The following is a 21,433-nucleotide window of genomic DNA, read 5'->3' as shown; positions in this document are numbered from 1 at the left end:
CTGTTGAACATTCGACGGTGACACTGACTGGCCCTAATCATGAACTAGACATTAAAGGAATAAAGTATGAGTACAAATGGAGTTGAAGCAAGTCATCTATCTGATTTGCCCGCATCAAACGTTATAGGCAAACGTATTTTAATCACAGGCGGTGCCTCCGGTATTGGCGCAGCTAGCGCATTATTGCTTGCTAGTCGCGGCGCAAAAATCGTCATCGGCGATATGAACGAGAAAGGCGGTGATAGCATAGCTAGGCAGGCGTTAGAAGCCAAGAATAGTGTCACTTTTAGACGAGTAGATGTGACTGATGGTGATGACGTCCGTGCGCTATTTCAATTTGCCATGCAAGAGCTTGGTGGCCTCGATGTCGTCATTAATAACGCCGGTATCGATCATAAGCCGGCGCCTATGCATGAGCTGAGTGATGATGACTTTGATCGCAATATCGCGGTGAATCTCAAAGGCGTTTGGCACTGTATGCGTGCAGCGGTTACTTGTATGGCACCAAACGGCGGTGGTCATGTCATCAATGTGGCCTCTATCGCAGGACTTCGTTCAGCGCCACTACTTTCGGCTTATAGTGCGGCTAAGCACGGCGTTATGGGACTGACTAAATCTGCAGCTCACGAGTATGCGCGCGTTAATATTCGCTTCAATGCGGTGTGTCCCAGCTTTATCGATACGCCAATGGTGCAGAACACCATGGCGAAAATGGATGAACGCGCCCAAAAAGCCACGATCAATGCCAGCCCACTGCGCCGCTTAGGCCGTGTTGAGGAAGTCTCAGGCGCTATCGCTTGGCTGGCAAGCGACGAGAGCAGCTTTATGAATGGTCATGCCTTTACCTTAGATGGCGGTATGTTGGCTTAAGGTGTTGCATATACAGTACTTCTCACTTATAAAATACAAGGAAACTCTATGAAAAATTTATTTGATTTAACAGGCAAGATTGCACTGGTCACTGGCGCAAGTCGCGGTATTGGCGAGTCCATTGCACGTCTGCTAGCAGCACATGGCGCGCATGTCATTGTCTCAAGCCGTAAGATTGACGCCTGCCAAGCGGTCGCTGATAGCATAGTCGAGAACGGTGACAAGGCTAGTGCTTTTGCTTGTCATGTCGGTGAGATGGATCAAATCGAAGCTATCTTTGCGCATATCAAAGACGAGTTTGGTCGCATTGATATCTTAGTTAATAATGCCGCTGCCAATCCTTATTATGGTCATATTCTAAATACGGATTTAGCCGCGTTTGAGAAGACTGTCGATGTTAATATTCGCGGTTACTTCTTTATGTCAACCACAGCAGGCCAGATGATGGCTGAGCAGGGCGGCGGGGTCATTCTTAACACCGCGTCCGTCAATGGTATCGTCGCAGGCGACAAGCAAGGCATCTACTCGATTACCAAAGCCGCGGTCATTAGTATGACCAAGTCCTTTGCTAAAGAGTGCGGCCCGCTCAACATCCGTGTTAATGCGTTATTGCCGGGTTTAACGGATACCAAGTTTGCTTCAGCACTAACCACTAATGATAAAGTCTTAAAAATGGCACTACACGCCATTCCGCTAGGACGCGTCGCTGATCCTGATGAGATGGCAGGCACGGTGCTGTATCTCGTCTCTGATGCCTCCAGCTATACGACAGGCGCTTGTGTGCTGGTCGATGGCGGTATGCTCAGCTAATCGCAGTTGTTTTATGTCAATCAAAAAAGGACACGATATGAGTATCGTGTCCTTTTTTAATACATCGAGTTTAAAGGATCGAGAAAAAGACAAGTATCAGTGACCACTTCTTTTAAAGTTAAACAAGACCTAACCAAACACGCCATATTTCACTAGCCTCGACGCCACGTTTGATATTTCTCAACGATATCCAATAGTTTTTCAGGGGCATTATTACGCTTCCAATTACCTGCCGCGTATTTGTTCCCCTCAGCCCATGTCGGATACATATGTATCGTGCCCAGTATTTTGTTAAGTCCAAGGTTGTGCTTCATCGCTAGGATAAATTCACTCATAAACTCGCCTGCGTTTTCGGCGACGATGGTCACGCCAAGTATTTTGTCTTTACCTTTGGGCGTTATCACCTTAATAAAGCCATAATTAGCACTTTCGGTTACGGCGCGGTCGAGATCGGCAAAATCATAATGCGTCACCTCAAAATCGATGCCTTTTTCGATAGCTTCTTGCTCATTTAATCCCACACGCGCCACTTCTGGATCGATAAAAGTCGTCCACGGAATCACGCGGTAATCGACTTTGAACTTTTTGAGATGACCAAATAGCCCATTGACCGCCGCATACCAAGCTTGATGCGAGGCCACATGAGTAAACTGATATGGTCCAACCACATCACCTGCCGCGTAGATATTAGGATATAACGTTTCCAAATATTCATCAGTATCGATAGTACGATCAGTCTGTATTCCAAGAGCTTCAAGGCCATAACCTTTAAGGCGTGCGCTACGACCGACTGCGCAGATTAACTGATCATACTCAATTGCGATCTCTTTTGAGTCATCCATAGCTTGAGCGATGATGAATTTTTTGTCACCGCGGCGCTCGCAGCGGATAGCTTGATGCGAGGTCATAACGTTTACGCCACTCTGTGTCAGGACTTTTTTGGCAAGTTGTGATACCTCGGTGTCCTCTTTTTTGATTAAGCGCTCGCTACGTTCAATTTGAGTCACACTAGAGCCTAAGCGCGCAAACGCTTGCGCTAATTCTGTGCCGATAGGTCCGCCGCCTAATACCACAAGATTTTTGGGTGTCTCTGTGAGCTGGCTAAACTGCTCCCACATCGTATCGCTAGTCACGTAGCCGGTCTCATCTAACCCTGGTAAATCAGGTACAAAGGGGCGCGCGCCGGTGGCGATAACGATCGCGCGCGCAGTTAGCCGCTGCGTGCCACCGTCGTTAAGCGCAATCTCTACCGTCCACGGATCGATAAAGGTTGCATAACCTTTGAGCACCTCAACGCCAAGCTCGGTATAGCGCTCAACACTATCATTAGGCGCGATATCAGCAATAACTTTGTTGATGCGAGCCATAATATTCTTGAAGTCAAATTGCGGCTCAGTATTATCAAGACCATAGCGCTCGGCGTGGCGCATGTGTTCAGCGACTTTGGCGCTTTTAATCAGTGCTTTGCTCGGCACGCAGCCGTAGTTCAGACAGTCGCCGCCCATCTCGCCCGCTTCAATCAAGGTTACCTTTGCTCTTACTGTCGCCGCGATATAGCTGGTTACTAAGCCGCCAGCCCCTGCACCTATCACAATCATATTGCGATCGAATTTTTTGGGTTTACTGTAGTTTTTATAGACGCGGCGTTTTTTTATTAGGTTGATAATGGATTTGGCTATTAAGGGAAACACCCCTAGTAGCACAAAGGATAAAATCAAATTAAAAGAGAGTATGCCAGATAGGCTCTCAATCTGTGCCAGTTGCGTCCCAGCGTTGACGTAGACAAAGGTGCCAGCGAGCATACCGATTTGACTGACCCAATAAAACGTCCACGTCTTAATCGCAGTGAGACCCATTAATAAGTTGATAATAAAAAAGGGAAAAATAGGCACTAAGCGCAGGGTAAACAGGTAAAACGCGCCTTCTTTTTTGACCCCATTATCTATAGACTCCAGGCGGTCAGGAAAACGCTGCTTGATGGTATCGCGAAGCAAATAGCGCGAAACTAAAAACGCCAAAGTTGCACCAATACTTGAGGCAAAAGAAGCGATCAAAACGCCTTGTACCAACCCAAACAGTGCCCCTGCAGCTAGCGTCAAAATAGCAGCGCCGGGTAATGATAGGGCGGTGACTAACACATAGAGTAAGAAAAACCCGCCGATGATCAAGAGTGGCGACTGCGCTTTGTACTCATCAAACTGATCCATCGAGCCCTTTAAACCTTCAAGGGTCAACAGATCGTTAAGACCAAAATAAAAAAATCCAATAACTAAAATCACTACAAGGAGTACGAGCGCTATTTTTTTTATCATGGGTTGTCCAGTGAAAGGCAAGAAAAAGGGGTGTCCGCTTTAGGATGATAGCGATTGTAAGAGTACGCTTCACCTTTTATAAAAGCAGTTTGATAACCGTTACTTTTAAAACTTTTATATATTTGAGTGATTGTTCAAATAAAATCAGAGCACAGCAATAAAAAGATCGGACATTAGCATTGTAGTCGTTATTGAGCGTTTGTTCAAGTTTACATAAGAGGGCAATTTCAGTGCTTTAAAAGGGTAAATCAGTGCTTAAAAAGATTAAATAGTAACCCTTTGATGTCGAATCAGGTAGCATATGCACTTAAGATGTAAGCGCTATCAGTATTATTATCTGTAGACTAAAAAAAGGGCAATAAGCATGATCAATACCAAAATTTATAAAGCCATTTATGCCTTAGCAGAGGACTTAATTGAGGCTGATCGCATAGGAGATCAGCTGCAATTTGATACACTCTATCGCGAGCTTAACGCCCTTTGCATAGATAACGAGGACACGCCAAAGAATCATCCTGAGCAGTGGGAGACGCTGGCTGACTTTACCGCAGATTTGGATGAAGCGCTGGTCATTTATGACAAAGCGCTAGCTAAGGCGACAGCGATGAATTCAAAAGATCATCTAGCCTCTATCGCTTACTCTATGGCAGTACTGCAGATCGAAAAAGAGGATAAAGCGGCGGCGATACAAAGCCTTCAAAATGCTAAAGTCGCTGCGAACAAGATTGAAGATAAAGAGTTTAAGGTTGAGATTGATGAGTTGCTTGCTACTTTATTAGCTCATTAGGGCGTGTTTGATATTCGATCATGGCACTGACAGAGACTATTTTTTAGTCGATTCAAAGATAAAAATAGTAAGTTTAGTCATTCTAAGCGTCTATTTTTATTAAAGGAACGGCAAAAAAGAGTCCTGTCCTTTTAGGCTGATGCCAAAATTGCTCCCCAGCTCTATATAAGCAGTGTGTTGCAAGTCTAGCTAAGGTCTAGACATTATCTTCAACTTGCGCCGTGTCTGGAACCATTTTAGCGATCAGCAGTGCTCATTTATGAATTATCAAACACGCCCTAATATTAATCATCGAAATTTTACCGACTTAAGTGTCCTTAAAAATGCCAAAATCGAGTATACTTATGCCACTGCGCTTGTATTTTGGCGCAAAGTTGTTCAAGATATTGCATTAACAAATCTTTCAGACGCCCTCCCTTAGTTGAGGGTTACTTTTAATATGGACGTTATTAGGATACTAGTATGAGCTCAAACAATCATGAAGACCGCGTACAACACGAAGGCTTACGCGATAAGATTATGTCGGCCCAAGAGGCTGCCTCATTTGTAAAAAACGGTATGACCTTGGGTATCGCAGGATTCACAGGCGCAGGCTACCCTAAGTTTGTACCAACGGCGATCGCTAACCGTGCCAAAGAAGCTCATGCCAATGGCGAAGAGTTCGGTATCGGTATGCTAACGGGTGCATCTACCGCTCACGACTGCGATGGTGTTTTGGCAGAAGCTAACTGTGTTAACTTTCGCGCGCCGTTTCAATCTGATCCTGCTATGCGCAACAATATCAACGCGGGCAACACGCATTACGTCGATATGCATTTGTCACACTTTGAGCAGCAAGTACGTTTTGGCTTTTATGGCGATATGGACATTGCGCTAATCGAAGCGACTGCTATTACGCCTGAAGGCAAGATTATTCCATCGATGGGTATCGGTACCAATAATCAATGGCTGAAAACTGCCAAAAAAGTCATCATCGAAGTCAATTCGCGCCAAAGTATGAAATTAGAGGGCATGCATGACATCCCTGATGACATTGGTGCGCCGCCTCATCGTCAGCCGATTCCTATCGTCGATCCTGCCAACCGTATTGGTACACCTTATTTAGAGTGTGATCTGGATAAGATTGTCGGTATTGTCATGACGGATGCGCCTGATCGCAATAGTAAATTTGCTGATCCTGATGAAAACTCTAAAACGATCGCTTCACAGATCATTGAGTTTTTGGATCATGAAGTCAAACAAGGTCGCCTGCCAAAGAACTTACTGCCACTACAGTCAGGCGTCGGTAACGTTGCCAATGCTGTGTTGATGGGTCTACAAGACAGCCCGTTTGATAATTTGATGGGTTATACCGAAGTGTTGCAAGATGGTATGCTAGATCTAGTATTAAGCGGCAAGATGGCATCAGCGTCGGCAACGGCATTATCCTTTAGCCCAGATGCTTTGCAGCGCTTTAATGACAATATTGACTTTTTGCGTAATAAGCTTATTTTACGCCCACAAGAATTTACCAACCATCCTGAGGTCATTCGCCGCCTAGGTATTATCGCTATGAATGCCATGATCGAAGCGGATATCTATGGTAACGTCAACTCGACACACATCATGGGTACCAAGATGATGAATGGTATTGGCGGCTCAGGTGACTTTACCCGTAACTCGCATTTCTCATTCTTTGTGAGTCCATCAACCGCTAAAGGTGGCGCGATCTCTGCTATCGTGCCGATGGTATCGCACCACGACCATACTGAGCATGATGTAATGTTCTTGGTCACTGAGCAAGGATTTGCTGATTTGCGTGGTAAATCGCCGCGTCAACGCGCTAAGCTCATTATCGATAACTGCGCGCATCCAGACTATCGCCCAATGCTTCAAGACTACTATGAGCGCGCTCAGAAGTCAGGTCCACTGCATACGCCGCATATTCTTGATGAGGCACTGTCATGGCATCAGCGTTTTGTTGAGACCGGTGACATGCGTATCAAGTAATTATGATTGTGCAATAAACAAAAGCCCCTTATCGAGAGATAAAGGGCTTTTTTGTGTATAAAACTACTCAATCTAGGTCTAAAAAACTTACTCTGCAAAAAAAATTTACTCTTCAAACTTAGCAAGCATCTCATTAATACGCGCGTCTTTGTCTTGCCATATCTGCTCAACCCAAGCAAACATCTGCGCTTTGACGTCCTCATCCTCCTCGTAACCACCGTTTTGAATAGCAGCGACCAAATTATCAGGCACCTCAAGGTAGCGCACATCGACGCTTAGGCGCTGAATGTTGCCTTGCCATAAATCAGCGTAGGTCGGAATGCCATCAGGATAAACGATAGTCATATCCAGTATTCCGTCTATCTCATCGCCTAAAGCGTTGATAGCAAGAGCGAGGCCGCCTGCGCGCGGTTTGAGCAAATGGGTGTAAGGGGAGTTCTGTTTATCGCGCTTAGCCTGAGTAAAGCGCGTGCCTTCCAAATAGTTGAGCAAGGTAAAAGGCTTGTCTTTGAGCAGTGAGCAGGCACGTTTGGCCTCAATGATGTCTTTGCCTTGTAGCGCAGGGTTTTTGGCGATTTGTTTTTTGGAGTGACGGCGCATCATCGGAAAGTCCAAAAAGTAAAAGGTCTGACCGACGATAGGGATATATATCAGCTCAAATTTGGTAAAAAACCGCGTCAGGGGCAGACGGTCTTGGCTAATGTACTGCACGATACTGGTATCAACCCAAGATTGATGATTGCTCACGAGCAAGTACTTACCGCTGGTATCGACATCCTCTGGCAGCTGGATACGCCAGTCTTTCTTGGGGAGTACCGTATCGATTACCGCATTATTACTTTTAATCCAGTGATTGGCGATTTTGATGACTGCTTTGTCAGCGACATCAGCACCAGTGATGATTTTGGTTGCGCCCATAAGCCAAACAGGAATGCTACCTGCAAAGCTATTGCCCAAAATGACACCAGTCGCCGTCGCCAGTGAGACCGCTTTGCCAAGCTTTGGCGTACGGTCATGCATTTTTTGAAACACTGAGGCCAAGCGCATGTAAAACCCTTCTTGTAGCTAATTTTATTCGCTGAATATTTTAGCAGAAATCGCTACAAAAGTAGTCGGTCAGAGATGACTGGTGATTGCACAAGACAAGCGGCGATATATACCCAATCATCTTTGATAAATGATAATGGATACCAAAAACAATGACAGGTATTAGAGTAACTCTGTAAAATAAGCAGACACAAAAAAGCACCTGATAAGGTGCTTTTTGACTTAGTATAATTCGTTATTTTATTAGTTAAGTTTTACATCTGAAGTTACACAATTGCATAAATAGCGTAGATTATTATCAAATAATGCCCCATATACCAAATATTCAAACCAATAAAAGACAATTATGATTTTTATCAGTAATACCATTAGCCTAAGTGAAAGTGAGGTCGAGATTAGTGCTATTCGCGCACAAGGAGCAGGCGGGCAAAACGTCAATAAAGTCTCGTCTGCTATACATTTACGCTTTGATATTAACGCCTCAAGTCTAAGCGACTCTCAAAAGCAGCGCTTGCTCGCTAGTCAAGATAGCAGAGTGACTAAAGACGGCATTTTTGTGTTAAAAGCTCAGCAGTACCGCACCCAAGAGCGCAACAAAATTGATGCCTTTGAACGTCTTAAAGCCTTTATCTTGCAAGCAACCCAAGTCGCCAAGGCGCGCAGACCGACTAAGCCGAGCAGAAATGCTAAACGTAAACGCGTCGATCAAAAGACCCAGCGCGGCAAAACCAAAGCGCTACGCGGCAAGGTAGACTTCTAAGCTGGCTTCTCTTAACTCAAATTTGGATACTATCCTATGTTAATTAATGCAGATTTTTCGCGTCGTGCTGAGCTACCGTCTGAAGAACACCAGTGGGTAAAGTCCCAGCAAGGCGGCGTTGAGCGCGTGATGCTCGATCGCGTAGGCGCGGAAAAAGCGCGCGCGACGAGTCTTGTGCGTTATGCGCCAAGCTCTCACTTTCCCCGTCATCAGCACCCAGGCGGCGAGGAGATTTTGGTATTGTCAGGGATGTTTTCAGCCGATGACGAGCATTACCCTGCAGGCTGGTACTTGCGTAATCCACCAGCGTCAGGTCACACTCCCTTTAGCGATGAAGGAGCGATTATCTTTGTTAAGCTGCGACAGATGCTAGCATCAGAAAATCGTCATGTCGCTATCGACACGTACGATAACGCTAACTGGCAACGCGTCGGCAGCCGTGAAGTTTGTCCTTTATATTCAAGTGAGCACTCTTTAGACAACAGAGAGCAGGTAAGCTTGCAGCGTTTGGGTGCAGACGAAGTTTTATTCAGCGAGGAGCTGCAGGCTCAATTGACAACAGGCGGCGCAGAGCTATTAGTTGTCAAAGGTGCGCTTTTAGATGGGCATCAAACTTATAATAAAGACAGTTGGATACGTATGCCCACAGCTACCGCAGCTACGTCGTCGTCGATAAAAGCAGGGTCGCAAGGCGCTACCGTCTATCTTAAGACGGGTCATTTAGCACAAGTGATTGGCGCAGATGTCGAAGATTTGGACGTTTAATGAGCTCGATTTTCACATTTACGATTTGAGACCTTTAATACAAGAAAAATAAATATGACAAATATACCTGTAGCTATTATTGGGGGCGGGTTAAGTGGTCTATACGCCGCTTATTTACTAGAGAAACAAAGTATCGATTATGTCTTGATAGAAGCGCGTCCTACTCTGGGTGGTCGTATTTTAGATAATAGACTCTTAAGAGACTCAAACTCTGAGCAGACGACTTCACAACATCTTGGCTCTGATAATGCAAAAGATGTAGATAGCTTCGATTTAGGGCCCTCTTGGTTTTGGCCTGAGTTTCAGCCGCAGCTAAGTGCTCTGGTCGATGAGTTAGAGCTTGAGACTTTTGCACAGTTTGAAGAGGGTGATACATTAATCGAGCGCGCTCCTAACGAGCCTGCTATGCGTACATTAGGGTATAAAAGCTCACCGCCATCTATGCGTATTAAAGGTGGCATGAAGGCCTTGATCGACGCTTTATATCATCGCCTTGATCCTTCAAAAGTAGTCACAGGTCAGAGAGTGAAAAGCCTTGATTATACGGATGGTTTTGCGCGAATAACGAGTGAAGATAAGGTAGGGCAAGTGAAAATATGGCAAGCAGAGCAAGTGTTATTGGCACTGCCACCTCGTTTGGTCGAAGCCAGTATTACCTTTGAACCTGAGTTGCCGACGGACTTGAGGGATGAGTGGCGCAATACCGCGACTTGGATGGCGCCTCATGCCAAATACTTTGCGGTTTATGATAACCCTTTTTGGCGCGGGCACGGTCTCTCTGGCGCTGCTCGTAGCTCGCAAGGACCAATGGTTGAGATTCATGATGCCTCTATCATGGATGGCAGCGGCGCGCTATTTGGCTTTGTAGGCGTACCTGCATCTGTCCGTCAAAGCGTCTCAACTGAGGTACTAAAAGAGCATTGCCGCGCGCAACTGGTACGTTTATTTGGTGAGCAAGCAGGCGCGCCAAAGTCTGAATACCTCAAGGATTGGGCACAAGATTCATTTACCGCGACGCTAGCCGATGCCAGTAGCAACGGTCAGCATCCACAAGCGCCTCAATCTCAGCCAATATCAGGTATATGGGCGGATAGTCTGACAGGGATAGGTAGTGAGTGGTCGCCAAGTTTTTCGGGATATCTCGCAGGTGCTGTCGAGGCGGCAAGCCTTGGGGTACAAAGCTTGCCTAAAGGGCTATAGTTAAAAATATTGTTAATAAAGACAAAGCACTAATGTCCTGTCCACACCGCATGACGCTTTTGAATAAAGGCGTCAATACCTTCGCTAACATCGTTCGCCATCATGTTACCAGTCATCACCTTGCCCGCGTACTCATAGGCGTGCGGCAGATCCATATCTAGCTGCTTGTAGAACATATCTTTGCCCGTTTTGACAGCGACAGAGGATTTGCTAGTGATAGCATCGATCAAGGATTGTAGCGCGGCGTCCAGCTGATCGGCTGTTGCCACGCGATTGACAAGCCCTTGTCTCATAGCAGTATCGGCATCGATAAACTCGCCTGTAATCAGCATCTCAAAGGCTTGCTTGCGAGAGAGGTTACGACTGACTGCAACGGCGGGGGTGGAACAGAACAGTCCAACATTTATCCCAGAAGTCGCAAACTTAGAATCGTCTGAGGCGACTGCCAAATCACAAGCAGCGACCAGCTGACAACCTGCCGCCGTTGCAATGCCTTGTACTTTTGCAATGACGATTTGCGGCATACGGTTTAGAGTTAGCATCATCTGACTACACTGCTTAAACAGCGCACTATGAAAGGCCTCATCGCTGTGAGCGCGCATCTCTTTGAGATTGTGACCAGCACAAAATGCCTTACCCGTAGCGGCGATGACGACCACGCGAACCTTTTCATCTTGCGCGATATCATCAAGCTCGGTTTGCATAGCGGTGAGCATATCAACCGACAACGCATTGAACTGTTTAGGACGATTAAGCGTTAAAGTGACAACACTATCAGCGCTGTTTTCTCTAATGATAAACGGCTTGTTGGTCTCGTTGGCGCTTTGACTAGTCGCCTCTGTATTTGTAGTATTCATCTATCTTCCTTGATAAGTAGTGTTCGTTATCGTTAATCATAGCATGGCTTGTTTTTTATACAATAGAGTCGAGGCTTACAAGTACACAAGCCTATATTGCCATTACTACAGTCGGTATATCCAAAAGCCGCTAGATAAGCGATAATACCCTCATAAATTTGCATCCAAGCGAATCACCGTTCGAATTAGTAACCATAAACTTTTAGATACAGGCCATCTTACATGTCCAATAATAACCCTTATAATTTTGTACCGCTCAATCCTACGGGCAGAGATGACAAAGACGGCGTCAATACTTACTCACCTGAGGACATGATTAAAATATACGAGCAGCAGTTCCTTATTCCAGTACCCAAGGACGAGCTGACCGAGTTTTTGCCCGCGCTGAAGCGTTTTTATGATATCGATGACAACACTTTAGATGTCAGCGCCGTGATCTTTGATGCCATAGCGGACGCGACGATTATTTATAATCACAAGGTAAAAACAGGCGAGTATCAAATAGTAGGAAGCTTAGTCACAGAGCAGATTGAAGTAGACGAAGAAAGTGATGAAAGCCCAGACAACCAAGCCTACACGATAGACTGTATGCGTACGTTTTTTATCAATGATGTCGAGATACCTTATCACTTTAATTTATTCGTTCAGGGCGATGGATACTCAACATTGACCGAAAGAGACACGGTCCTTGAGAAGATATACTGGCTGGTAAATGCTGGGTTTGAGGAGCATCTATTAGATAACCCTGACAACCTAGATAGTTTAGAGTCCATCAATGAAGACCTTGCCCGCTTAGGCATTACAGAGATGGATCTGGCGACCGTACATCAACTGGTTGATTATATCGAAGACCACATTATTGATGATGACATGATTGATGCGCTAAACGCGCTAATAGATGACGCTGAGTAGGTTTACCTTAGAGTAACTTTTACGCTCTAGACAGTCATAGTTACCCTTGCTACTATGTGCACATCGTGGGTTTAACAGGTTTGCGCCGCTATAAATACGGACAATCCTTGCAACTTCCAGCACGATACAAAACAATTCTGGTAAAGCGCATGAGCCTGTACTCCGACATCCTCATTTGTGCCTGATTTTATTATTTTGCCGGAGTCATAGGATAAGGTATCACCTATCATGAACCACAGCACTTCTCGCGCCAAATACACACGCCAATATCGTTCGCGTCATCCTCTTGCACAGTATGCGATCAGTCAAATAGAGACACTTGAGCTACGCGCGCAGGACATCATCAAAGCCATGGGTTATCCTACCAAACATACCTTGCCAGCGTGCGAGCGCCTGCGTCATGTGTTGTCCAATCAATACCTTGGGCTTGATGGTAGTTATAGAGATGGATACTTCAGTGCCGATGCGTTTTTAGCTAAGCTGTTCACAGTACTCGAGATGCCCTATGAGCTGTTCGCCGAGGATACCGCGCAGATCAAATATGAATTAAATCCCAACTTACACGCCTTGCCTAAGTATAGCTTGCGAGATGACATTAATATTCAATTTGATAATACCAAACTGCTGCTCGATGCGACTAATGACTATAAATTTACTGTCCAGCAAAAAAAGACCGATAGCGCCTAGTGTTTAAGCGGTTGCTCTGTTGACGGTTAACTGTAGTCCTAACAAAAGCCTCGCTACCCAGTGAGGTTTTTTGCTATCAACTGGGTTACCTAACGTTTTATCCAATCCCAAATAGCGTTCTATTCGCATAATTTAAAATTCATATTAAAAGAAAAAAACAAAACAATAGCCTCAAGATTTAAGCACTTTAAGAGTGGCAAAATATGCGAGGCAGGGGCAATCTATCTTTACAGACTTCGCTCGTACTTAACTCAAGCACAGCTTTCATCTTGCAGTCGGACAAAGCAGTGCTTCTTTATCTCCTCACTCACCCTCGACAAAAACTAGTATTTAGCAATCGGGTAGAACAATCCTTTTCCATTTCCTCGCTGAGCTTTACGCAAAAGACTAGATTTTTGCTGAATGACTAGCAACAGGTAGCAACAATGAGATAGCATGGGTAATTATAGGGACGTTTAGATAAACAAGGAGTCTTCAGATGAAAGCAATCACACGATTTTCGAACAGCTTGATGGAGAAGTATCTACCAGATCCGTTTTTATTCGTCGTTATTTTGACGATTGTCATTTTCGTGATGGGGTTAGGTCTCACCGATTCCTCGCCCGTAGAGATGGTCGCTTATTGGGGCGAGGGCTTCTGGGCATTGCTGGCGTTCTCCATGCAGATGGTGCTAGTGCTGGTTACGGGCTTTGTATTGGCCAGCAGCCCTTTATTCAAAAAGGGGCTGGGTAAGCTGGCAGGTTTTGCGCATTCACCAAGTAGCGCGATTATACTTGTCACCTTGGTATCTCTTGCAGCAAGCTGGATCAACTGGGGCTTTGGCTTGGTGATCGGCGCATTATTCGCCAAAGAGCTGGCTAAGCGCGTTCATGGTGTGGACTATCGATTGCTGATTGCCAGTGCTTACTCTGGCTTTATCATTTGGCATGCAGGATTTTCAGGCTCAATTCCACTATCTATCGCTACCGAAGGTCATCCATTCGTTGAGCAGATAGGTATTGTCCCAACCAGTGCTACGATATTTGCCAGTTATAATTTAATCATCGTGGCAGCTTTGGTCATCATTATACCTTTACTCAACCGTTTGATGATGCCAAGCAAAGCGGATACCGTTACTGTCGATCCCAAAGTTTTGATCGATCCAGTCGAGAAGGAGCTGCCAGCTCAATCTGCGATGACCCCAGCAGAGCGCTTGGAGAACAGCTGGATCCTATCCATGCTAATTGGCGCACTAGGGATTGCCTTTATTGTTTATTATTTTGTACAAAACGGCTTTGCGTTAACGCTTGATCTTGTCAATTTTATGTTTTTATTCCTTGGTATTATATTTCATGGCACGCCGCGTAAATACTTAATCGCAGTACAAGAGGCGGTCAAGGGCGCAGGCGCTATCATCGTTCAGTTTCCATTTTATGCAGGTATCATGGGGATGATGACGGCCTCCGGGTTGGCGGGGTTAATGTCTGAGGCTTTTGTCAGTGTCTCAACCGAGCAGACGCTGCCACTTTTTGCCTTTTTGAGCGCAGGGCTGGTCAATTTCTTTGTGCCATCAGGCGGCGGGCAGTGGGCAGTACAAGCACCAATTATGTTAGAGGCGGCCGACATGCTAGGGAGCGATCCTTCGCGCGTTGCGATGGCGGTGGCATGGGGCGATGCTTGGACAAACATGATTCAGCCATTTTGGGCACTGCCAGCATTAGCCATTGCTGGACTCAAAGCCAAAGATATCATGGGCTTTTGTGTCATTGTATTGCTCGTCAGCGGCGTGGTAATCGCTTTAGGACTCTTATTCTTATAAATAACACTCAATAAATAGACCTTGCCTGCTAGACTGGTGAGGTCTTTTTTGTATTTCAACCGTGAGACTGATTATGACTGCTTCCTTGCCACTCTTATATTCCTTTCGCCGCTGCCCTTATGCCATGCGGGCGAGGCTTGGTATTTTGTTCTCAGAGCAGCAAGTTATACTGCGAGAAATCGTACTAAAGGATAAACCCGCGCAGATGCTAGCGATTAGCCCAAAGGGTACAGTCCCTGTATTGCAACTGAGCGATGGTCAAGTGATTGAAGAGAGTAGGGAGATCATGGAGTGGGCGCTTGCGCAAAATGATCCGCAAGACTTGCTTGATGCCCAAGTGTTGCAGCAAGCCAATACGCTGATCGATCAAAATGATCATGAGTTTAAGCACTGGCTGGATCGCTACAAATACGCAGATCGTCATCTTGAAATGACTCAAGAACAATATCGGCAAAAAGGCGAGACGTTTTTGCAAGTTTTAGAGGAGCTACTTACGCAGAACTTGTATTTGCTAGCAGATAAAGTAACGCTTGCTGATATCGCTATTATGCCTTTTGTACGTCAATTCGCTCATGTCGATCGCAATGCTTTTTATGAGTTACCCTATCCAAATGTGCAGCGCTGGCTGAATCATTGGCTGGCACACACTCTATTTTTGCAAGTCATGACCAAGTATCAGCCGTGGGCGGAGGGCGATGAGGTTGTGTTTTTTGGTGTTTAGTGTCTAAAATCATCATATAAGAACACTCAAACCGAACTCTTGCTATAATGCTCAACGCTATAAAATAAAGATTATCAATTATGGAACACAACGCTGTAGAACAAAAACCGGTATTTATGCCAAGAGTCAATAGTGACAATTTGGTCAAAACAGATATGGTGAGAGTAGAGCGCCACGTTGGGTTTGCCAGTCGCCAAAAGAAAAAATCTATCAATGATTTGCATCAAGTCATCCGCAAAAAATATGGCTTTAGCAATGTCTTAGAGATGTCTAGCAAATCAGGTAATAAGCTGAGCTTTTTGCTCAGTCCACTCAGCCTACAGCTCACCGATGAGGATAGCGGCGGGCAGTATAGTGTCGAGAATATCTTTCAGGCGAGTAAAGTATTTGAGCGTGGTGGCCCTTTTACAGATTTGCTCACTACTGCGCCAAGACAAGCTAAAAAGGACGAGCGCTTGCATCACTCAGGTCAGCTTATTGGCTACAATGATTTCGGTATGGAGTGGGGCATAGAGCCACTAACCGTGTTTTATGACTGGTTATACATCAATGCGCTCAAGCAAAATACGCAGCTTCATGATGAGGTTATGCAGTATCAAGCTTTTACCGATATTACGTTTAATCCCAAAAAGTCTATCCACTGCGCCGCTTATTCGCTAGCAATGTTTGTAGCGCTTAGCAAACGAGAGTTGCTCGATAAGGTTGAAGATGCAGGCACGTTTTATGACTTGCATACTGAGTTTACCGTCAGTAATACCGAGCAATTATTAGAAAAAGGCTGGTTTTGATAATCAACCATTCTAGATGCACGTTGAGTGCTACTGGTCTCTGCTGAGGTAAGCACCAAATTTCCTATATAATGCAATCTCCTTTATGATGATTCATTCGATTTAGGCTCTTTAACAAAACAGCTTTTAATTAGACAAAACGGTGCTCTATGTTTAACGCGACCACGACTCGATTAAATAAATATATTAGCGAAAGCGGTATATGTTCTCGGCGCGACGCTGATCGCTTTATCGAACAAGGTAATGTATACGTTAATGGCAAGCGCGCGCAAGTCGGCGCGCAAGTGAGCGCAGGAGATGCGGTAAAGGTGAATGGACAACTCATCGAGCCGCGAGAGCCCGATGATTTTGTGTTTATCGTCTTAAACAAACCCGTTGGCATTGTCAGCACCACTGAAGCTTCAGAGAAAAACAACATTGTCGATTTTGTGAGGCATAGTTTACGTATTTTCCCCATTGGCCGCTTGGACAAAGACTCGCAAGGCTTAATCTTTTTGACCAATAATGGCGATCTGGTCAACAAGGTATTGCGCGCGGGTAATAACCACGAAAAAGAGTATTTGGTGACGGTGAATAAGCCGGTAACCGATAGTTTTATTGAGGGTTTAGCAGGTGGCGTCCCTATACTAGGGCAGATGACCAAGAAGTGCCCCGTGACAAAGGTTGCGCCCACCGTCTTTAATATTACCTTAGTGCAGGGGCTGAACCGTCAAATCCGCCGTATGTGTGAGCATTTTGGCTATGACGTCGTCAAGCTTGAGCGTACGCGAATCATGAATGTCAATCTTAAGGGTTTACCCGTTGGCGACTGGCGAGATTTGACTGAAAAAGAGTTATCTGTATTGCTTAAATCTATTGGAGAGTCGTCTTCAGAAGATAGTAATGCAAGCAAAAAGTCTCGCAACGGCCCACGAAAAAAATCTCGTAGCAATACATCAAGATCGGCTTCTACATCAACAGGCGCCGCAAAAGATAATAAACACTCTAAAGAGAGTGCTAAAAATCCTAAGGGTTCAAAGGGTAGGGATGGGCGTCCTGCTGGTCGCGGTAAGCATTCAGGTGGCAAGGGCAAACCTGCTGGCAATGGCAAACGCCCTGCTAAAGGCCGAGGGTCTAAGCGCTCTTCACGATAATTAATTCTTAAAGTGTGGTTGCTTAATTAAGTTTTGAGATGGCAATAAGCTAAATAATTTTAATCTTAACGAGATAATAGTATGTTTAAAATAAAAGTAGAACGTATCGTCAAAAAACCGATTAACGACGTGTTTGAAGCACTCAGCGACCATGCTAGTTATGGGTCATTTAAAGCGGTTGGGGCTGCTAAGCTAGTAACGGAAGGTAGCGAGGAGCGAAATGGTGTCGGCGCTTTACGCGTGATTCAAACCGGGCCTGTTAAATTTTGGGAGCGAATCAAGGCATTTGAGCGTCCTACTCATATGCAATACAAAATCGAGAAATCTAGACCGATGAAAATGCAACATGATAAAGGTGTCATTGATCTAAAAGACTTAGGGGACGGCACCACACACGTCACTTGGGTATCTGAGGGTCGCTTGATGTTACCATTGCCATTGATCGGTCGCCTATTTGACCGTCAAATGCAAAAACAAGGAACCGTAGGGTTCAGCAGCATACTTAAATCTATAGAAAGCCGCTAAAGTCGCGGCAAGGTTGAGTGATTGGTGTGTCTTAGGGTGCGTGTCAAAATTAGGGTATAGAGTGCGAGTAACTATTGTTTGTCTTCATCAGACTTGTTTTTTGCAGCTTCAATCTCGTTAAAGCGCGCTAATTGCTCGGGTGTTGCTTTTTGCTGATATTTCTCTTTCCACTCAGAATAGGGCATACCGTAGATAAGCTCACGCGCATCTTCATAATCAATATCAATACCGCGCTCCTCCCCAGCCGCTTTGTACCATTTGGATAGACAGTTGCGACAAAAGTCAGCAAGGTTCATCAGCTCAATATTTTGTACATCTTTGCGCTCGTCTAAATGGGCGAGCAAGCGGCGAAATGCCGCGGCTTCTAATTCAGTGTTTGATTCTAGTTTTGCCATAAGATTTACCTGATTATTGATATGTATTTGGGTGTATATTTTCTATTATACAGAACGCTTTAGAGACAATGATAACCTGTTGTTCTAAGGTTAAGCAAAAAAGCCTCACTACATATTGAATACTATATGAATTAGCCTACGCTTATATCGCTATCTAATCATTACTGGATAAAACAGATGCGTTGCATTTTAAGACGAGACTATAATACTGACTACTAAAGCCTAGGATAGGCCATTTAAAACCAAGGAAGATAACCATTATGTCAATTGTAAATCAATTTCATACTCATGAGGTGCAAAATCAGCCTTATGCCTTAGCCAATTATAATGCATGGGAAACAGACATAGCGCTAAAAGAAGCAGTGGCTCGAGAGGGCGCGTCTTGGGCAGAGAATCATTTGAGCGAGTTTGGTGCACTTACTGGTGGTGAGCTGATCACTAGCGGTTTTTTGGCTAACGAGAACAAGCCTAAACTGCGAAACTTTGACAGTTATGGACGGCGTATAGATGAAGTAGAGTTTCATCCAGCCTACCATGATTTGATGAGGGCGGGCATGAAGTATGGCATGAGCAATTTTGCCTGGCGTAATGAAGAGCGCAGTAGCGCGCACGTGGCACGCGCCGCCGTGATGTATTTAGGGTCACAGCCTGAGGCCGGGTTTGGGTGCCCGATGTCTATGAGCTATGCTGCAATTGCTGCACTACGACATGCGCCTACACTGGCCGATAAATGGTTACCTAAGTTGTTATCTTCAGACTATGATCCGCGTAGCTTACCTATGGAGGAGAAGCTAGGCTGTACTATGGGCATGGGAATGACAGAAAAACAAGGCGGCTCAGACTTACGTCGTAATACGACGAAAGCTACGCTACAAGAGGACGGCTCATATAAAATTATCGGTCATAAATGGTTTTTCTCAGCGCCAATGTGTGACGCTCACCTTGTTTTGGCCCAGTCAGAAAATGGTCTTAGCTGCTTCTTAGTACCGCGTTTTTGTCCTGATGGCACGCGCAATGCTATCCAAGTACAGCGCCTAAAAGACAAATTAGGCGACTGGTCAAATGCCTCATCAGAAGTAGAGTTTCAAGAAGCGTTTGGCGAGTTAGTGGGCATAGAAGGTCGCGGTATCCCGACAATTATTGAAATGGTAGCGCTAACCCGACTCGACTGTATGATTGGCTCATCAGCACAAATGCGTCAAGCTATCGTTCAAGCTATTCATCACACCAGCCAGCGCGAGGCATTTGGTAAGCTACTCATTGATCAGCCTATTATGCGTAATGTGTTGGCAGATTTAGCCTTAGAGTCAGAAGCTGCGATTGCCCTAACTATGCGTATTGCTCGCGCGGTTGATAGCATCGACCACGACCCTCATGAAGCCGCCCTTGCGCGTATCGCCACGGCCATTGGCAAATATTGGATATGCAAACGCACTCCTGTCCTTGTCAATGAGGCGCAAGAATGTCTAGGAGGTAATGGCTATGTGGAAGAGACCATAATGCCGCGTCTCTACAGACAAGCACCGCTCAATTCAATTTGGGAAGGCAGTGGTAATGTACAATGTCTAGATGTGCTTCGAGCATTAAAAAAGGAGCCCGAAACTCGCGATGCACTATTCACAGAGCTAAAAAAAGCAGCAGGCAAAAACCCCGATTATGATGCTGAACTCAAGCGTCTGACAGGGCGTTTTGAGGATACTCAAACCTTGGAGTTTCGTAGCCGTTACGTGATTGAGCGCCTAGCATTAATGCTACAAGCGTCTATCTTGCTACTCACTGACAATACTGAAATCGCAACGATATTCTGTCGCTCTAGGCTTGCAAATGAGCATGGCTTAGCCTTTGGCACTTTGAGTCCTGACGCCCCAGTGGATCTATTAATTGAGCGGGCTGCGGGTGCTACGCAAGCGGTTTTATGAGCTATTAAGTGTTTTAGACGAGCTATCTTCGTAGAGGCATTGATACATAATTATATTAGAGAATTATTAAAAAATGTCCTTTGTAAATAGCTTTTTAAAGGTACAACATATCGTTTAAGCTATGGGTGACCCTAAAATAGAGTACATAGTTGACTCACTATAAAACTGATAATATTAGCGTATCGATTTTATTTCGAATCGACCATACCAGTTAGGTCAGCACCCAAAGTAAGTAGTGATACAATGCTCTGATAATTAATATTTAATAAAAGGTTTACATTATGGCTCGTACCGCTAGCGCATTACATATTTTAGTAAAAGACAAAGAAGTGGCTGAGGGGATTATTGCTAAGCTTAAAAAAGGCGCTCAGTTTGATGTGCTGGCTAAGAAGTATTCAACCTGCCCATCAGGTAAAAAAGGTGGCAGCTTAGGCGAGTTTGAAAAAGGCGATATGGTAGGGCCATTTGATAAAGTCTGCTTCAACGGCGAACTCTTTACCCCGCACTTGGTAAAAACCAAATTTGGCTGGCATGTGGTAAAGGTGCTATATAGGACTTGAGCATTCTTAAACGTTGGAGTCTAGGGCGGCATTGATAAAAGATTTGAGCCTGTTTCTTAATAAATGATGAATACAACAAAGCCAGACAACTTAAGCTGTCTGGCTTAGATATTAGTAGTAATTTATCTATTATAATATTCTCGCTATAAAACCTGCTTACACACCGCAGCGCAATTACTAAATTTCGCTACAACCTTAGAAAATTGAACAAAAAAAAGCCTCACCGCTCGTATAAAGAGTAGTGAGGCTTTTGTGCTTTATCAAAGCAAATTTGGAGCGGGAAAAGAGATTCGAACTCTCGACCCCAACCTTGGCAAGGTTATGCTCTACCACTGAGCTATTCCCGCTAAATCATCATATAAGCCATACCTAAGCATCGCCAGATGATGACAGCATATTATACGTATATTTATTAGTCTGTCAATAATTTTTGTATAAATTATCTCAGTAATCAAACCACGTGTGACTTCAAGATTGTCTTATGGTATAACATATTTTTATAATAAGTATTCCATAATATTTGTGAAGTACAAAACAGCTTTAAAGCTGCAACTACACTTAATAACCCTAATGCTAGAACTATAAAACAAGGACAACA

General features: G+C 44.8%; 20 protein-coding genes and 1 tRNA gene. 16 read left to right on the top strand and 5 right to left on the bottom strand.

All coding sequences use genetic code 11. The features are described 5' to 3' along the window. Positions 1-66: 66 nt before the first annotated feature. Together ACTXGE_RS02670 and ACTXGE_RS02665 are read left to right on the top strand one after the other, a co-directional pair. Positions 67-870 (top strand): SDR family NAD(P)-dependent oxidoreductase, encoded by an 804-nt coding sequence (locus ACTXGE_RS02670; protein ID WP_443541682.1) that lies wholly within the window; start codon positions 67-69, stop codon positions 868-870. A gap of 48 nt (positions 871-918) precedes the next feature. Continuing rightward, positions 919-1,680: an SDR family oxidoreductase gene (locus tag ACTXGE_RS02665; RefSeq protein WP_317199822.1), complete on the top strand. Its 762-nt coding sequence runs from the start codon at positions 919-921 to the stop codon at positions 1,678-1,680. A 152-nt stretch (positions 1,681-1,832) separates the two neighbouring features. On the opposite strand, the gene ACTXGE_RS02660 is transcribed toward ACTXGE_RS02665, so the two are convergent. Continuing rightward, entirely contained in the window at positions 1,833-3,992 is a 2,160-nt protein-coding gene (locus ACTXGE_RS02660) for an FAD-dependent oxidoreductase (protein ID WP_443541680.1), read from the bottom strand. Between the two features lie 364 nt (positions 3,993-4,356). Here ACTXGE_RS02660 and ACTXGE_RS02655 point away from each other — a divergent pair, with 364 nt between their 5' ends. Then, positions 4,357-4,779, top strand: coding sequence for a tetratricopeptide repeat protein (locus ACTXGE_RS02655; RefSeq protein ID WP_443541679.1), 423 nt, complete (start codon positions 4,357-4,359; stop codon positions 4,777-4,779). Positions 4,780-5,241: 462 nt separating this feature from the next. Next, positions 5,242-6,768 carry an acetyl-CoA hydrolase/transferase family protein gene (locus ACTXGE_RS02650; protein WP_317199825.1) on the top strand — a complete coding sequence of 509 codons (1,527 nt, stop codon included), beginning with the start codon at positions 5,242-5,244 and terminating at the stop codon, positions 6,766-6,768. Positions 6,769-6,873: 105 nt separating this feature from the next. Here the strand turns inward: ACTXGE_RS02650 and ACTXGE_RS02645 are convergent, their stop codons facing one another. After that, positions 6,874-7,815, bottom strand: a complete 942-nt coding sequence (locus ACTXGE_RS02645; protein ID WP_435950760.1) for an acyltransferase — start codon at positions 7,813-7,815, stop codon at positions 6,874-6,876. A 346-nt stretch (positions 7,816-8,161) separates the two neighbouring features. Between ACTXGE_RS02645 and arfB the strand changes: the two genes are divergently transcribed. From arfB to ACTXGE_RS02630, 3 genes are read left to right on the top strand one after another with little or no spacing between them, the layout of a single operon-like run. Beyond that, a complete protein-coding gene (gene arfB, locus ACTXGE_RS02640) occupies positions 8,162-8,575 on the top strand; it encodes an alternative ribosome rescue aminoacyl-tRNA hydrolase ArfB (RefSeq protein ID WP_435950761.1) in 414 nt (137 codons plus the stop codon). Positions 8,576-8,611: 36 nt separating this feature from the next. Next, positions 8,612-9,340 carry a cupin domain-containing protein gene (locus tag ACTXGE_RS02635; RefSeq protein WP_443541677.1) on the top strand — a complete coding sequence of 243 codons (729 nt, stop codon included), beginning with the start codon at positions 8,612-8,614 and terminating at the stop codon, positions 9,338-9,340. A 54-nt stretch (positions 9,341-9,394) separates the two neighbouring features. Beyond that, positions 9,395-10,540 carry a flavin monoamine oxidase family protein gene (locus ACTXGE_RS02630; RefSeq protein ID WP_443541675.1) on the top strand — a complete coding sequence of 382 codons (1,146 nt, stop codon included), beginning with the start codon at positions 9,395-9,397 and terminating at the stop codon, positions 10,538-10,540. A 29-nt stretch (positions 10,541-10,569) separates the two neighbouring features. Here ACTXGE_RS02630 and ACTXGE_RS02625 read toward each other — a convergent pair whose 3' ends face one another. Continuing rightward, positions 10,570-11,397: an enoyl-CoA hydratase gene (locus tag ACTXGE_RS02625; RefSeq protein WP_443541673.1), complete on the bottom strand. Its 828-nt coding sequence runs from the start codon at positions 11,395-11,397 to the stop codon at positions 10,570-10,572. A 222-nt stretch (positions 11,398-11,619) separates the two neighbouring features. On the opposite strand from ACTXGE_RS02625, the gene ACTXGE_RS02620 reads away from it, so the two are divergent. From ACTXGE_RS02620 to ACTXGE_RS02590, 7 genes are all read left to right on the top strand, one after another. Next, positions 11,620-12,309 carry a hypothetical protein gene (locus tag ACTXGE_RS02620; RefSeq protein WP_443541671.1) on the top strand — a complete coding sequence of 230 codons (690 nt, stop codon included), beginning with the start codon at positions 11,620-11,622 and terminating at the stop codon, positions 12,307-12,309. Between the two features lie 228 nt (positions 12,310-12,537). Continuing rightward, positions 12,538-12,996, top strand: a complete 459-nt coding sequence (locus tag ACTXGE_RS02615; protein ID WP_443541669.1) for a hypothetical protein — start codon at positions 12,538-12,540, stop codon at positions 12,994-12,996. 478 nt (positions 12,997-13,474) lie between these two features. Continuing rightward, positions 13,475-14,794 carry a short-chain fatty acid transporter gene (locus tag ACTXGE_RS02610; protein ID WP_443541667.1) on the top strand — a complete coding sequence of 440 codons (1,320 nt, stop codon included), beginning with the start codon at positions 13,475-13,477 and terminating at the stop codon, positions 14,792-14,794. 73 nt (positions 14,795-14,867) lie between these two features. After that, positions 14,868-15,515 (top strand): glutathione S-transferase, encoded by a 648-nt coding sequence (locus ACTXGE_RS02605; protein WP_443541665.1) that lies wholly within the window; start codon positions 14,868-14,870, stop codon positions 15,513-15,515. Positions 15,516-15,595: 80 nt separating this feature from the next. Continuing rightward, positions 15,596-16,303, top strand: a complete 708-nt coding sequence (locus tag ACTXGE_RS02600; RefSeq protein ID WP_435950771.1) for a DarT1-associated NADAR antitoxin family protein — start codon at positions 15,596-15,598, stop codon at positions 16,301-16,303. 149 nt (positions 16,304-16,452) lie between these two features. Beyond that, entirely contained in the window at positions 16,453-17,436 is a 984-nt protein-coding gene (gene rluF / locus ACTXGE_RS02595; RefSeq protein ID WP_443541663.1) for a 23S rRNA pseudouridine(2604) synthase RluF, read from the top strand. A gap of 81 nt (positions 17,437-17,517) precedes the next feature. Then, positions 17,518-17,961 (top strand): SRPBCC family protein, encoded by a 444-nt coding sequence (locus tag ACTXGE_RS02590; protein WP_435950773.1) that lies wholly within the window; start codon positions 17,518-17,520, stop codon positions 17,959-17,961. A gap of 71 nt (positions 17,962-18,032) precedes the next feature. Here the strand turns inward: ACTXGE_RS02590 and ACTXGE_RS02585 are convergent, their stop codons facing one another. Next, entirely contained in the window at positions 18,033-18,356 is a 324-nt protein-coding gene (locus tag ACTXGE_RS02585; RefSeq protein ID WP_435950774.1) for a DUF1244 domain-containing protein, read from the bottom strand. A 260-nt stretch (positions 18,357-18,616) separates the two neighbouring features. Here ACTXGE_RS02585 and ACTXGE_RS02580 point away from each other — a divergent pair, with 260 nt between their 5' ends. Then, entirely contained in the window at positions 18,617-20,275 is a 1,659-nt protein-coding gene (locus ACTXGE_RS02580) for an isovaleryl-CoA dehydrogenase (RefSeq protein WP_443541660.1), read from the top strand. Between the two features lie 281 nt (positions 20,276-20,556). Continuing rightward, on the top strand, positions 20,557-20,835 hold the full coding sequence (locus ACTXGE_RS02575) for a peptidylprolyl isomerase (protein ID WP_443541658.1): 279 nt from the start codon (positions 20,557-20,559) through the stop codon (positions 20,833-20,835). A gap of 272 nt (positions 20,836-21,107) precedes the next feature. On the opposite strand, the gene ACTXGE_RS02570 is transcribed toward ACTXGE_RS02575, so the two are convergent. Beyond that, positions 21,108-21,182 (bottom strand) — tRNA-Gly (locus ACTXGE_RS02570). Between the last annotated feature and the right edge of the window lie 251 nt (positions 21,183-21,433).

The organism is Psychrobacter sp. T6-4 (genome assembly GCF_052258425.1).
In the GTDB taxonomy this organism is placed as follows: domain Bacteria; phylum Pseudomonadota; class Gammaproteobacteria; order Pseudomonadales; family Moraxellaceae; genus Psychrobacter.
Note: the sequence above shows the minus strand (reverse complement) of the source record. Positions and strands in the feature narration are given on the sequence as shown.